Origin of the sequence: Diaphorobacter sp. HDW4A (genome assembly GCF_011305995.1) — a bacterium.
Taxonomy (GTDB): Bacteria; Pseudomonadota; Gammaproteobacteria; order Burkholderiales; family Burkholderiaceae_C; genus Diaphorobacter_A.
In genome coordinates this window covers 5,801,722-5,815,408 of sequence record NZ_CP049910.1, presented here as the reverse complement: position 1 = coordinate 5,815,408, position 13,687 = coordinate 5,801,722, and the positions used below count along the sequence as shown (strand labels likewise).

The window sequence follows — 13,687 nt, the reverse complement described above, 5'->3', positions numbered from 1 at the left end:
GCATTCACATAACCAAAGCTTCAGCGCTGGGGCAATTCTGATCAATAAGACTTGAGAAGTCCCATACAAAATGGGATGCATCTATAAATTTGTCCTGAACGCGTTTTTTCTCAGGGTTTTCCAGAAAGATGACGGCAGATACATACATCGCCTATCAAAACGTGTTTGCAATCTCAAAAGCAAAGAGCCGGGTCCGCTCTTCGCGGCACCCGGCTCTTTGCTGGAGGCTCCTGGGAGTCACCCCTTCATCAACGCCTCAATCTCATCGGCCTTCACCGGCACGCCGCGCGTGAGCAGTTCGCAGCCGGTGTCGGTGACCACCGCGTCGTCCTCGATGCGGATGCCGATGTGGTGGAACTGCTCGGGCACGCCGGGTGCGGGGCGCACGTAGATGCCAGGCTCAATGGTGGTGACCATGCCGGGGCGCAGGATGCGGCTGGGGCGGTTCTGGATGGTTTCGCCCGAGAGCGGATCGCGGCGTTCGCTCACGGTGCCGATCTCGCTGGGCTCCACATAGCTGCCGCAGTCGTGCACGTCCATGCCCAGCCAGTGGCCGGTGCGGTGCATGTAGAACTGGAAGTAGGCGCGCGACTCGATCACGTCCTGCGCGCTGGCGTGCTTGTTGCGGTCGATCAGGCCGAGGTCGAGCATGCCTTGGGCGAGCACGGCGACGGTGGCGTCGTGCGGGTCGTTGAAGCGGTTGCCCGCCTTGGTCACGGCAATCGCGGCTTCCTGGCTGGCGTGGACCAGGTCATAGAGCGCGCGCTGCGGGCCGGTGAATTTGCCGTCGGCGGGGAAGGTGCGGGTGATGTCACTCGCATAGCCGTCGAGCTCGCAGCCCGCGTCGATCAGCACCAGCTCACCCTTCTTCACCGGTGCCTTGTCCGCGCGGTAGTGCAGCACGCAGGCGTTGTGGCCTGCTGCGACGATGGAGTCATACGCCACGTACTGCGCGCCGCTATTGCGGAACTCGTGCAGCAGTTCAGCGTCGAGGTGGTACTCGCGTACATCCTCGCCTGCACGCAGCATGGCGGCGGAGTGCTGCATCGCACGCACATGGGCGCGCGCGCTGATGACGCCCGCGCGGCGCATGATGTCCAGCTCGTGCGCATCCTTCACAAGGCGCATGTCGTCGAGCAGCGCGCACAGATCGCGCTGCTCGGTCGGGCACATCGCGCCGTAGCGCACGCGGGCACGCACCTTGTTGAGCCAGCCGTCGACCTGCGCGGCCAAGCCATCATGCGTGGCGAACGGGTACCAGACGCAGTCGGTGTTTTCCAGCAGCCGCGCGATGCGCGAGGGCAGCTGGGTGATCGAGTGGGCCGCGTCCATGCCGAGCGTGTCCACCGCCGCATCCGGGCCAAGGCGGTAACCGTCCCAGATCTCGCGCTCCAGATCCTTGGGCTGGCAGAAAAGCGTGCTCGTGCCATCCGCCGCCAGCACCAGGCAGGCATTGGGCTCGGTGAACCCCGTCAGGTAGTAGAAATAGCTGTCGTGTCGGTACAGAAAGCTGTTGTCACGATTGCGCTGGCGCTCGGGCGCCGTGGGAATGACGGCGATTCCACCTTTGCCAAGTTGCGAAGCCAGACGGGCACGTCGTTGGGCGTACACAGATACGGAGGAGTTCATTCGCCCATCGTACTGCGGCGGGGATATCCACGCCGGGAAACGGCGCGGAAAATTCTCTTCAGCCGCTCAGAACGCAGAGATCAACATGCTCACACCCGCTAACAGCAATAACGTGCAAACCAGCCACTGCAGCACGCGTACCGGCAGCGGCGGTGGGTATTTGGCGAGCAGCCAGGTGACGCCCGCCACCACCGGCACGGCGAAGGCGGCGACGATCATCGACGACTTGGTCAGCTCGCCCATCGAGATCACGATGCCCAGACGCAGCACCGTGTTGGCAAGGAACAGCACCAGCAGGCATTGCCGGATCAACATCGCCGGCAATGGCTCGCGGTACAGGTGATAGACGATGGGTGGGCCCGAGGTGGAGAACAGCCCGCCGAGCAGGCCCGAGAGGCCGCCCGCGACATACATGGAACGGGCGCCGGAGAGCGTCTCGCGGCGGCCCTTTTGCGAGAGCAGCAAAAACGCGCAGGCGATGATGGTCACGCCGAGCAGCATGCGCAGAATGTTGACGAGATTGCCGCTCAGCAACTGCAGCAGCCCGAGGCCGATCAGTACGCCGATCTGGCTGCTGATGAGCATGGGCTTGAGCAGATCCCAGCGCGGCTTGAACGGGTGGCTGCGCAGGTACACCACGCCGTTGACCAGCGAGAGCAGGCCCGCGACGTTAGCGGCGTCGGCAATCGGCAGAAGATGCAGCGCGCCCGCCAGTCCCACAAAAATCAGCGCGAACGCGAACCCGGTCAGGTTCTGGCAGGCCGATGCCAATGCCACCACGACCAGCAGCATTCCAAAGCTGCCCCAACCCATACCCATTTTTAACCCAATCTTCGAAACAGTTCGCCGCCGAAGCCGGGATTTTGACGCAAGTGGCCGAGGTCAGCACCGGGCTCGGCTATTCCGTTTCGGGCGGTCAGAGAGCGTTGAGTTGCGCGAGGCGCTCTGGAGTGCCGACATCGGTCCAGCGGCCGGAGTAGATGGTGGCGCCCACCCGCCCTGCGTCCATCGCGCGGCGCAGCAGGGCAGCGAGCGGGGCAGCGACGCCGTCCGGATTGCCTTCGGCGATGTCGCACCACGGCGCGCGAAACAGCTCGGCCTTGAGCAGCGCAATCGTGCTGTAGGTATAGCGCGGCAGCGGACTCGGCCGGTCCTTGGGCAAGTTCAACGCACGCGATCCGTCGAGCGCGAAATCGCCCAGCGGGTTGTGGGCGGGATTGGGCACGAGCCAGAGATGCGCAAGATCGCCCGACGCCGCAAATTGCCGCGCGACGTCCGCATCGAACACGAAATCGGGCGTGAACACGTCGCCCGCCGCGAGCCAAAACGCGTCGCCGAGCAATGGCAGCGCACGCGCAATGCCGCCCGCCGTTTCAAGCGCATGGCCAAAGTCGCGGCCCTCGTGCGAGTAGCGCAGGCGCTGCTCTGCGGCCAACGCGGGCCATGCGGCATCCAGATGCGCGGGGATCTGGTCGCCGAGCCAAGCGGTATTCACCACCAACGCATGCACACCGCCCTGCTGCAGGGCGGCGATGTGCCAGTCAAGCAGCGCTTTGCCCTGCACCTGCAGCAGCGGTTTGGGCGTCACGTCTGTCAGCGGGCGCATGCGCTCGCCACGCCCGGCCGCCAGAAGCATGGCGTTCAGAGGCCAGGTTTCGGTCGGAATGAAAGGAGATTCAGAGGGGTACGGGGCGGTCTGCATGGACGCACACTTTAGTGCATCGCCGGGCGATTGACGGTGCATTGCAGTCCGGTTTGATGCCCCTTCCTCGCCCCGACCTCGGGCACTTAGTAAAATGGGGGGTTTCCTCTACCCCAGTCCCTCCGGAGCCCGCCTCTCATGGCCAATTCACAACAAATGGCGAATGCGATCCGCGCACTCGCAATGGATGCCGTTCAACAAGCCAATTCCGGCCACCCCGGTGCGCCCATGGGCATGGCCGACATGGCCGTGGCTTTGTGGGGACGCCATCTGCGCCACAACCCGACCAACCCGAACTGGGCGGACCGCGACCGCTTCGTGCTCTCCAACGGCCACGCTTCGATGCTGCTGTACTCGGTGCTGCACCTCAGCGGTTACGACCTGCCGATGGAAGAGCTCAAGAACTTCCGCAAGCTGCACAGCAAGACCGCCGGCCACCCAGAGCACGGCATCACGCCCGGCGTGGAAACCACGACCGGCCCGCTCGGCCAGGGCATCACCAACGCGGTGGGCTTTGCGCTCGCAGAAAAGCTGCTCGCCAAAGAATTCAACCGCGAAGGTCATGCCATCGTTGACCACAACACGTACGTGTTCCTGGGCGACGGCTGCCTGATGGAAGGTATCAGCCAGGAAGCGATTTCGCTGGCTGGCGCATGGAAGCTGAACAAGCTGATCGCGCTGTATGACGACAACGGCATCAGCATCGACGGCAAGGTTGCGCCTTGGTTCATCGACAACACGCCAGAGCGCCTGCGCGCCTGCGGCTGGAACGTGATCAACGCGGTGGACGGCCATGACGCCGACGCCATCGACGCAGCGATTGCCGAAGCCAAGAAGAGCACCGACAAGCCAACGATGATCGTCTGCAAGACCAGCATCGGCAAGGGCTCGCCCAACCGCGCCAACACATCGAAGGCCCACGGCGAGCCGCTCGGCGCTGAAGAAATCAAGCTGACCCGCGAAGTGCTGGGCTGGACCGCCGAGCCGTTCGTGATCCCCGCCGACGTGTACGGCGACTGGGATGCCAAGGACAAGGGCACAGCCACCGAAGCCGAATGGAACAAGCGCTTTGACGCTTACCAAGCCGCTTTCCCCGAACTGGCCAGCGAGTTCTCGCGCCGCATGGCTGGCGATCTGCCACGCCACTTCGCGCAAACCGCTGTGGACGCCGTCATCGAAGCCCACACCAAGGCCGAAACCGTCGCCAGCCGCAAGGCCAGCCAGATCGCGCTGGAAACCTTCACCGCCAAGCTGCCAGAGCTGCTGGGCGGCAGCGCCGACTTGACCGGCTCGAATCTGACCAACACCAAGGCCACGCCGTCTCTGCGCTTTGACGCCAACGGCGACGTGGTGCAGACCGAAGTGCAAGCGGGCGACAAGACGGAACTCGTGGGCGGCCGCCACATCAACTACGGCGTGCGCGAATTCGGCATGGCTGCGGTGATGAACGGCATCGCGCTGCACGGCGGTTTCATCCCATACGGCGGCACGTTCTTGACGTTCAGCGACTACAGCCGCAACGCGATCCGCATGGCTTCGCTGATGAAGCAGCGCGTGATCCACGTGTTCACGCACGACTCCATTGGCCTCGGCGAAGACGGCCCGACGCACCAGTCGATCGAACACGCAGCCAGCCTGCGCCTGATTCCTGGCCTCGATGTGTGGCGTCCGGCCGATACGGCCGAAACCGCGGTGGCATGGAGCGTGGCGCTGTCCAACCGCAACAAGCCGACCGCCATGCTGCTGTCACGCCAGAACCTGCCGTACCTGGCCAAGAAGGATCTGGGCGACATCTCGCGCGGCGCTTATGTGCTGTCCGAGCCCAAGGACATCGGCCTGAACAAGAAGGCCAAGGCGGTGATCATCGCCACCGGCTCCGAAGTGCAACTCGCCATCGCCGCGCAGAAACTGCTGGCCGAAAAGAAGATCCCCGTGCGCGTGGTTTCCATGCCCAGCACGACGACCTTCGACCGCGAAGAAGCCAAGTACAAAAAGCTCGTCCTGCCGGAAGGCCTGCCTCGAATTGCTGTGGAAATGGGCGTGACGGACGGCTGGTGGAAGTACGGCTGCGCAGCCGTCGTCGGTATCGACACCTTCGGCGAATCGGCTCCCGCTCCCGTGCTGTTCAAGCACTTCGGCTTCACGCCAGAAAACGTGGCCGAGACCGTGCAGGCCGCTCTGCAGCGCTCGCGCTGATTCCGGTGATTCCTGGCACGACCCGGCTCCATCCGGGCCCGTGCCAGCTTTGATTTTCTCGTTTCTTTCGACTTTCATTTCAGGGACTAAACCATGACGATCAAGATTGGCATCAACGGCTTCGGCCGCATCGGCCGCAACGTGCTGCGCTCGGCAGTGCAGAACTTCTCCGACATCGAAGTCGTTGGCATCAACGACTTGCTGGAGCCCGACTACCTCGCCTACATGCTGCAGTACGACTCGGTACATGGCCGTTTTGATGGCGAAGTGAAGGTTGACGGCAACACGCTGATCGTCAACGGCAAGAAGATTCGCCTCACACAAGAGCGCGATCCAGCCAACCTGAAGTGGAACGAAGTCGGTGCCGACATCGTGATCGAATCCACCGGTCTGTTCCTCGACAAGGCCACGGCTGAAAAGCACCTGGCTGCTGGCGCCAAGAAGGTGCTGCTGTCGGCTCCTTCCAAAGACGACACTCCGATGTTCGTCTACGGCGTGAACCACAAGACCTACGCTGGCCAGACCATCATCTCCAACGCTTCGTGCACCACCAACTGCCTGGCTCCCATCGCCAAGGTGATGAACGACAAGTGGGGCATCAAGCGCGGCCTGATGACCACCGTGCATGCTGCCACCGCCACACAGAAGACCGTTGACGGCCCGTCGAACAAAGACTGGCGCGGCGGCCGTGGCATTCTGGAAAATATCATCCCTTCGAGCACTGGCGCTGCCAAGGCTGTGGGCGTGGTGATTCCTGAGCTGAACAAGAAGCTGACCGGCATGTCGTTCCGCGTGCCGACTTCCGACGTTTCCGTGGTCGACCTGACCGTGGAACTGGAAAAGCCAGCGACTTATGAAGAAATCAAGGCCGAAATGAAGGCCCAATCCGAAGGCGCTCTGAAGGGCGTGCTGGGCTACACCGAAGACAAGGTGGTTGCCACCGACTTCCGCGGTGACACACGCACGTCGATCTTCGACGCGGATGCGGGTATCGCTCTGGACGGCACCTTCGTGAAGCTCGTGTCCTGGTACGACAACGAATGGGGCTACTCGAACAAGTGCCTGGAAATGGTCCGCGTGATGGCTGGCAAGTAAGCCACCCGACAATGGATTTCATCCACGTCAACGAAAAGCGCCTCCGGGCGCTTTTTTTTCGCCTTTTAATAGACGTTAACAATTAAAACCCAATGTAAGACAAGAGCTTATCTATTATCCGTATCACTCTGACATTGATAGCAATGCAGTACCTACGCGGTGCACGGCGGACGATTTCCATAATCGTTCCACACGGACAACAACGCCGTTCCTGTCTATTCATCAAGGTTTGCGGGACCCGTGACAGCCCTACAGGCTGCCCCCGAACGAACCCACTCATCAGAGGAGCCCCACACCATGCAAAGCAAACTGATCGGCACCGCGCTTGCCACCGTCGCCCTCGCCGCACTGACCGCCTGCTCGTCCATCCCCGCGCCTCAGGGCGAGATGGCCGTGGCGCAGAGCACCGTCGAGCGCGTCTCCACCGCGCCGCAGGTGACCGCCTACGCCCCTGTCGAGCTTCAGAACGCCCGCGACCTCTGGTCCAAGGCCCAGCGCGCCATGGAAAGCAAGGACTACACCGAAGCACGTCGCTACGCGGAGGCTGCTGAGGCTCAGGCGCGTCTGGCGGAAACCAAGGCCCAGGTAGCAGAGAACCAGGCCCGTCTGCAGGCCGTGCAGCGCGGCTACCAGACCCAGCCCGCACGCTGATCGCCGAGCTGCGCTCTCGACCCAAGCCCACAAGACATCGCCTCTCCGGATGCAAGGAATTTCCATGACACAAGCCACTCGCACCCACCACCCTCTGCGCCGCGCCGGCATGCTGGTCACCAGCATCGCCGCGATCTCCGTGCTCGCCGCCTGCGCCTCGCGCAACGCGCCGCTGGAGCCCCTGCAGAAGGCCCGCGCCGCCGTCAGCACGGCCATGAACAACGCGCAGGTCGTGCAGCTCGCGCCGCTGGAACTCAAGAGCGCGACCGACACGCTCTCGCAGGCCGACAATGCGTGGACCAAGGAAGCTGACACGGCCGAAGCCACCCACCTGTCCAACCTCGCCCTGCAGCGCGCGCAAATCGCCGAGAACGTGGCGCGTACCCGCCAGCTCGATGCGGACATCCGCCAAGCCGGTGTCGATGCCGAGCGCCAGCGTCTGCAGGGCGACGCGGCACGCGCCAACTCGCAGGCCGATCAGGCCCGCGCTGCGGCAGCCGCCAGTGCCACCGCCGCGCAGCAGGCACAGCAACGCGCTGCCGACAGCGATGCCAAGGTACAGGCGCTGCAAAAGCAATTGAACGACCTGCAGGCACAGCAGACTGAGCGCGGCCTGCTGGTGACGCTGGGCGACGTGCTGTTCGAGTTCGGCAAGGCCGATCTCACAGCACAGGCCGCACCGCGTCTGGACAAGCTCGCTGACTTTCTGCGCGAGTTCCCCAAGCGCAAGCTGCTGATCGAGGGCTACACCGACAGCGTCGGCACCGACGCGATCAACCAGACGCTGTCGCAGCGCCGTGCCGAGTCCGTGCAGCAGGCGCTGGTCTCGCGCGGCATCACGGCCGACCGCATCACCACGCAGGGTTACGGCAAGGCGTTCCCCGTGGCGGACAACACATCGCCCGAAGGCCGCGCGATGAACCGCCGCGTGGAAATCGTGATTGCTGACGAGAACGGCAACCTGCGCTCGCGCCGCTGATCCGGCACTTTTTTTGTATCTCCTGCCGGGCATGACGGGATGGGCGTCCCGTCATGCCCTTTTTGGCTTTCGCGGCTACATTGGAAGCCATGACCACACCCACAGCCCCCACCGCACAGGACGTGATCCGCTTCTGGTTCGACGAGTCGACACCCCAGCAGTGGTTCACCAAAGACAGCGCCTTTGACCAAACCATAGCGACACGCTTCGGCCAAACGCTCGCGCAGGCCGCACGCGGCGAGCTCTGGCAATGGCGCAGTGACGCGCTCGGCCGACTGGCGGAAATCATCGTGCTCGACCAGTTCTCGCGCAACGTCTGGCGCGACACGCCCAAAGCCTTCGCACAGGACGGCATGGCGCTGGTGCTCACGCAGGAAATCATCGCGCGTGGACTCGACCAAGACTTCACCGAAGCGCAGCGCGCCTTCGCCTACATGCCGCTGATGCACAGCGAGTCCTTGGTCGTGCAGGACGAATCGATCCGCCAGTTCACCGCGCTTGGCAATCCCATGAATCTCGATTTTGCAAAACGCCACCGCGACATCATCGTGCGTTTTGGCCGATATCCACATCGCAACGCCATCCTCGGGCGCGAATGCAGCGAGGAGGAAACCGCGTTTCTGCAAACGCCGGGCAGCTCGTTCTGATTCAGCCGAATCCTGTCGATTTCGAACGCCAATAAAAAACGCCCGGGGCGCAAGCCTGCGGGCGTTTTGTCTGGGTAGGAGGAACGAAAGTTCAGGGTTGTTCAGCGTCGCGGATCGACTCGCGGTTGTTCTTGTCGCGCGCGCGCCCCTGATCGGCTTCCAAACCGCGCAGCAGCTTTTCCAGCGCCGCCGACAGCGCGTCGGCCACCTTGGGCGCTTCGGCATTTGCGGCCACCGGTTGGCGGCCTGCGGGACGTGCCTCGATCACGCAGCGCTTGTCGGGTGAGCCCGCCTTGGCCGGCGCATCGGAGTCGGAGAAGAACACTTCCACACGCGTGACGCTTTCGTTGAATCGAGCGAGACGGGAGGAGACTTCTTGCTGCACCCAATGAGCCAGGGTTTCGCCACCCTGGATCTTGTCGTTGGTATGAACTTGCACTTGCATCAACTTCTCCTGTATCGAAAAACAATCCATCAATATCAATAAACAGATGGATGACTGCATCTTGCCAGTATGGACAGCATAGCGCTTGATGGGAATCAAATTACTGAAGGATCACCGCTCGCTTTCCCTACCGACAGACTCTATCGAACCCTGCCTACAGCGCACGCGTTGAACGCATACACGCACGTCACATATCGGAATAGAGCCGTGCTACAAAGGCAGTGTGGATTCGCTCCAAGTCCATTCGAGGAAAGATCACACCACATGCCCAGCTCCGCCAACCGCCTGAAAATCGGCCTCTCGGCCTGCTTCTCGCATGCCGATCCCTACCGCCCGCTGTTCACCAACAAGACGCTGCAATACGTGGAGCAGACCATCGCGCACTGGATCATGTCGGCCGGCGCGATGGTGGTGATGGTGCCCTGCCCCACCGGCGAAACGGCGCTCGGCGATGTGACCTTTGCCGACTATGCCGACTGGCTCGACGGCGTGGTGATGCACGGCGGTGCCGACGTGTGGCCCGGCAGCTACGGCGAAGAGCCGCTCAAGGACGCGTGGCTCGGCGATCGCGTGCGCGACCTCTACGATCTGGCAGTGGTTGAGGCTTTCGAGCAGGCCGGCAAGCCGATCTTTGGCGTGTGCCGTGGCCTGCAGCTCATCAATGTGGCGTTCGGCGGCACGCTGTACCAGGACATCGAGACCCAGCATCCTGGTGCGATGCAACATCGCAATCCCGTCACCTATGACCAACATTTTCACGACGTCGAGATCGTGCCCCATACCCGCCTCTCGCGAATGTACCCAGGCAAGCATCAGGCGAAGGTCAACAGCATTCACCATCAGGGCATCAAGCAGCTCGCGCCGGGTTTCGACATCGAGGCGTGGAGCTATCCCGACGCGGTGCCCGAGGCAATACGCCGTCACCCTACGCATGGCCACAGCTACATCGCAGCGACGCAATGGCATCCAGAATTCCGCGCGCATGACGACAGCATTCTCGACGCGCGCCCCATCCTCGACGACTTCCTCATCGCCTGCCAGCGCGCCAAGGTCCAGCCGCTGCCGGGACACAGCCCGTTTCAGATCCGCGACCGCGCGGCACGGCTGCTCAAGCGCGCGCTCCTGCGCCAACGCTGAACCGCAAGCCTCCCATCTGTTGCTTTCCCGCCCGTAGGACGATGGCGCGTACCGACGCAGGTGTGCATGCGTGTGAATGCGTCATTTCCCTATGAAAACCCGTTTTCGAGCCCCTGCTGGGGTCTAACTCTTGGATTGAAATAGGGCACAAGTTCGTAAATGATATGTAAAAGATTGATAGGAGTCCCATCGAATGTATGGGAACACGCCTTCAAAAGTCGGTCTGGCCCGCAACGAAGCCAGTCACCGCAGCTGCCAAGGACGGATGCCGCAAGCCCCGTCCACTCCTGGTAGCCATAGCCAGTGCTTGCATTATTGACGCGCGCTTTGCCGTGACGCCTGGCGGCCATTCACGGGATGGCGTTCAGCCACTGGTCCTGCGCGAAGCTTGTATTTCCGGGAAACACGCTCATGGCACACCCTTCTTCATTGCTCTGGACAGCACGCGTGGCGCTCTTTGCGTTGTCGCTTCCACTCTGTCACCTTGCCTCCGCCACCGTCGTGTTCGATAACTACCGCGGACAGGTCAACCTGGGCAACAGCGGCGCGGCCAGAGCGCCCAATTACAACAACAACGCGGGCACCAACTCGATTCCCAACCTGCAGATGTTGGTGGCAGGCGGCACGGACAACATCGCCACCTCCGGCACCCTGCCCAACATCGACTGGGGCACTTCTGCCCCTGAGCTCTGCAACCACTTCGTCAACAACGCTGCCTGCACCGACCAGATTCAGGGCCGCGTGGTGTATGCGCTGGTGCAGTTTCCACAGGCCGGCAGCTTTACCTTCGCCGCAAGCCATGACGACGATCTGGAGGTGGATTTCTCCACCGCCTTCTCCGCCAGCAGCGCGGCCAACTACCGCAACTTCGACTACAACGTGCCCGTCGGCTCATTGGCGGCGTTCACCTCCGAAAGCAGCTATCCCGCGATTCCCGGCAGTTTTGTCGCGCCCCAGGCCAGCAGTTGCTACGTCATGCGTGTGTACTGGAACAACCGCGGCGGCGTGAACTTCCTGCGCATGAAGTGGACCCGCCCCGACGGCACGAGCGAAATCATCCCGGCCGCCAACCTACTTGATCCTTCGTTGCCGGATTCCTATGCCAATTGCGCCAACGTCCCGACCGATCTCGGCGTCAAGAAGACAGGCCCCGCGCAGTTCACACAGAACACCGCCAGCGTCTCCGCCAAGTCCACCATCAGCTACTCCGTCACCGTCTGGAACTACGGGCCCACGACTACCAGCAACGTGATCGTCTCCGATCTTCTGCCCGACAACGTCACGCTGCAAAGCAGCCCCACCTGCGTCGCATCCGGAACAGCGCAATGCGGCACTGTGAGCGTCAACGGCAAGGCGCTGCTGATGACCACCGGAGCGCTCCCGATCAACAGCTCGGCGGGCAACGCCAGCACCGCGCCGACTCAGGGCAGCTACCTCACCTACACCTTGACCGTCACGCCCGCAGATGGCGCCCGCAGCGTAAACAATACCGCCGCGATCACGGTGAACGACCTGAACCCCGACAACAACACCAGCACCGTCGTGAGCCAGAGCAGCGGCCAGGTCAGCATCTCCAAGTCCGCACCGCCCAAGGCCACGGTCGGTGTGCCGTTCGACTACGTGCTCACGGTGAACAACGGCTACGGCACGCTGGCCTCCAGAATTGTGGTGGCCGAGCGATTGCCCCCCACCGTCACAGCCAACTCGGTGACCGGTGCCAACTGCGGCGCCATGCCCAGCCAGCCCGGCGCACTGCTCACCTGCACACTCACCGCAGACATCGCCGCAGGCGCAAGCGGCAGCTTCACCCTCAACGCCACCGCCAGTAGCGTGGGTGTCGTGACCAACTACGCCTCCGTCAACCCGAATGGCACCAGCACGCCCGGTACCCCCGGTCCGAACTGCGACACCACGCAATACAGCTGCACCAGCGCCAAGACGCAGCTCAGCGCCCCGCCCGTCTCGCTGAGCAAGGCCTTCGATCCGAACGACATCGGCGCAGGCGGCACCAGTCTGCTGACGATCACCGTCAGCAACGCCAACTCCAGCGTCGACCTGAACGGTCTCAGCCTCACCGACGATCTGCCCACCAACGTGACCACCACGGGTGTTGAAGTGGGCAACACCTGCGGCGGCACCTTCACCTCGGATGGCAGCACGCTCACGCTCAAGGACGGGGCGCTTGCCGCAGGCAGTGACTGCCAAGTGCAATGGATGGTCACCTCTACCGTACCTGGCCCCTCTTATGTGAACACCATTCCCGCGAACAACGTGGGATCGGCGGAAGGCGCCACCAATCCCGCACCGGCCAGCGATACCCTGACCGTGCGTGTGCCCGCTAACGTCGACGCGAAGAAGACGCTACTCAATGTCAACGGTGTGCCCGCCCAGCCCAACCAAAAATTGCGCAACTTCGATGTGCTCGAGTATGTGATCACGGTCACCAACACCGGAGGCCAAGCGGGCAGCACGACGCTCACCGAGGCCGTTCCGAATGGCGCCATATACACAGGCAGCAACGAAGGCTGGAGCACATCGCCCGCCTGCGTGGCGGAGAGCAGCCAATGCACTCAGTTGGTAAGCGTCGCGGCGAACAGCAGCACCACCGTTCACTTCACCATGACCATCACGCCACCGGTGCGCACACCCACCTTCATCAATGTCGTCACCAGCAGCAGTGGTGACTGCAACAACTGCACCTATACCTCACCGGGCGTCGTGGCCGACATGGCGGCCACTGGCGGCACGCCTCAGACGGTGACCAAAGGGAACACCGTGACCGTGGTGACCAGTTGCACCAACAACGGCCCGGACTACGCTGTGAACGGTACCTGCAGAGTGAACGGTGCGCCCTCCAACGCAGTCACCACCTGCGTACCTCAGCCACCCATCGCGCAATTCCTGCCGGGAGCGGTGATCCAATGCACCACCGTCTTCAAGGCAGAGCAATCTGGCATCCTGCAGCTGGTGACCGTGGCCAATAGCGACACGCGCGACCTGAACCCGCGAAACAATACAGCACCGACACCCATCACGGTGAACGAGCCCACGCCGACGGACCCCGCCAACGTGCCTGTGGATTCACGCTGGATGCTCGTCACGCTCGCGCTGTGGATGCTGGCGGCCGTGGGCTGGAAACACCGCCGCAAGTAGTCTGTTCGGAAAAGCGAATCGGCCCTGCCCAGCTCTTTCTTAAGAGCCGGGCA

General features: G+C 62.8%; 11 protein-coding genes. 7 read left to right on the top strand and 4 right to left on the bottom strand.

What is annotated here, in order from left to right:
* Nucleotides 1–237: 237 nt before the first annotated feature.
* From G7047_RS26500 to G7047_RS26490, 3 genes are all read right to left on the bottom strand, one after another.
* A complete protein-coding gene (locus G7047_RS26500; protein WP_166311299.1) occupies nucleotides 238–1,629 on the bottom strand; it encodes an aminopeptidase P N-terminal domain-containing protein in 1,392 nt (463 codons plus the stop codon).
* Between the two features lie 66 nt (nucleotides 1,630–1,695).
* The gene (locus tag G7047_RS26495; protein WP_240939278.1) at nucleotides 1,696–2,448 is read right to left on the bottom strand and encodes a TSUP family transporter; all 753 of its coding nucleotides are present in this window, start codon (nucleotides 2,446–2,448) and stop codon (nucleotides 1,696–1,698) included.
* Nucleotides 2,449–2,545: 97 nt separating this feature from the next.
* The gene (locus tag G7047_RS26490; RefSeq protein ID WP_166311298.1) at nucleotides 2,546–3,331 is read right to left on the bottom strand and encodes a nucleotidyltransferase family protein; all 786 of its coding nucleotides are present in this window, start codon (nucleotides 3,329–3,331) and stop codon (nucleotides 2,546–2,548) included.
* Nucleotides 3,332–3,469: 138 nt separating this feature from the next.
* Here G7047_RS26490 and tkt point away from each other — a divergent pair, with 138 nt between their 5' ends.
* From tkt to G7047_RS26465, 5 genes are all read left to right on the top strand, one after another.
* Nucleotides 3,470–5,527, top strand: coding sequence for a transketolase (gene tkt / locus G7047_RS26485; RefSeq protein ID WP_166311297.1), 2,058 nt, complete (start codon nucleotides 3,470–3,472; stop codon nucleotides 5,525–5,527).
* A gap of 93 nt (nucleotides 5,528–5,620) precedes the next feature.
* Nucleotides 5,621–6,622, top strand: coding sequence for a type I glyceraldehyde-3-phosphate dehydrogenase (gene gap / locus G7047_RS26480; RefSeq protein ID WP_166311296.1), 1,002 nt, complete (start codon nucleotides 5,621–5,623; stop codon nucleotides 6,620–6,622).
* A gap of 297 nt (nucleotides 6,623–6,919) precedes the next feature.
* Nucleotides 6,920–7,273, top strand: coding sequence for a DUF4398 domain-containing protein (locus tag G7047_RS26475; protein ID WP_166311295.1), 354 nt, complete (start codon nucleotides 6,920–6,922; stop codon nucleotides 7,271–7,273).
* Nucleotides 7,274–7,337: 64 nt separating this feature from the next.
* Entirely contained in the window at nucleotides 7,338–8,252 is a 915-nt protein-coding gene (locus tag G7047_RS26470) for an OmpA family protein (protein WP_240939277.1), read from the top strand.
* Between the two features lie 89 nt (nucleotides 8,253–8,341).
* Nucleotides 8,342–8,899, top strand: a complete 558-nt coding sequence (locus G7047_RS26465) for a DUF924 family protein (RefSeq protein ID WP_166311294.1) — start codon at nucleotides 8,342–8,344, stop codon at nucleotides 8,897–8,899.
* Between the two features lie 91 nt (nucleotides 8,900–8,990).
* On the opposite strand, the gene G7047_RS26460 is transcribed toward G7047_RS26465, so the two are convergent.
* On the bottom strand, nucleotides 8,991–9,344 hold the full coding sequence (locus tag G7047_RS26460) for an HPF/RaiA family ribosome-associated protein (RefSeq protein ID WP_166311293.1): 354 nt from the start codon (nucleotides 9,342–9,344) through the stop codon (nucleotides 8,991–8,993).
* Between the two features lie 264 nt (nucleotides 9,345–9,608).
* Between G7047_RS26460 and G7047_RS26455 the strand changes: the two genes are divergently transcribed.
* Both G7047_RS26455 and G7047_RS26450 read left to right on the top strand, forming a co-directional pair.
* A complete protein-coding gene (locus G7047_RS26455; protein ID WP_166311292.1) occupies nucleotides 9,609–10,481 on the top strand; it encodes a gamma-glutamyl-gamma-aminobutyrate hydrolase family protein in 873 nt (290 codons plus the stop codon).
* A 411-nt stretch (nucleotides 10,482–10,892) separates the two neighbouring features.
* On the top strand, nucleotides 10,893–13,634 hold the full coding sequence (locus tag G7047_RS26450; RefSeq protein ID WP_166311291.1) for a DUF11 domain-containing protein: 2,742 nt from the start codon (nucleotides 10,893–10,895) through the stop codon (nucleotides 13,632–13,634).
* The last annotated feature ends 53 nt before the right edge of the window (nucleotides 13,635–13,687 follow it).

Coding starts and splice junctions, on each gene's coding strand:
- G7047_RS26500 (WP_166311299.1), bottom strand. CDS start 1,629: ATGAACTCCTCCGTATCTGTGTACGCCCAACGACGTGCCCGTCTGGCT.
- G7047_RS26495 (WP_240939278.1), bottom strand. CDS start 2,448: ATGGGTATGGGTTGGGGCAGCTTTGGAATGCTGCTGGTCGTGGTGGCA.
- G7047_RS26490 (WP_166311298.1), bottom strand. CDS start 3,331: ATGCAGACCGCCCCGTACCCCTCTGAATCTCCTTTCATTCCGACCGAA.
- tkt (WP_166311297.1), top strand. CDS start 3,470: ATGGCCAATTCACAACAAATGGCGAATGCGATCCGCGCACTCGCAATG.
- gap (WP_166311296.1), top strand. CDS start 5,621: ATGACGATCAAGATTGGCATCAACGGCTTCGGCCGCATCGGCCGCAAC.
- G7047_RS26475 (WP_166311295.1), top strand. CDS start 6,920: ATGCAAAGCAAACTGATCGGCACCGCGCTTGCCACCGTCGCCCTCGCC.
- G7047_RS26470 (WP_240939277.1), top strand. CDS start 7,338: ATGACACAAGCCACTCGCACCCACCACCCTCTGCGCCGCGCCGGCATG.
- G7047_RS26465 (WP_166311294.1), top strand. CDS start 8,342: ATGACCACACCCACAGCCCCCACCGCACAGGACGTGATCCGCTTCTGG.
- G7047_RS26460 (WP_166311293.1), bottom strand. CDS start 9,344: ATGCAAGTGCAAGTTCATACCAACGACAAGATCCAGGGTGGCGAAACC.
- G7047_RS26455 (WP_166311292.1), top strand. CDS start 9,609: ATGCCCAGCTCCGCCAACCGCCTGAAAATCGGCCTCTCGGCCTGCTTC.
- G7047_RS26450 (WP_166311291.1), top strand. CDS start 10,893: ATGGCACACCCTTCTTCATTGCTCTGGACAGCACGCGTGGCGCTCTTT.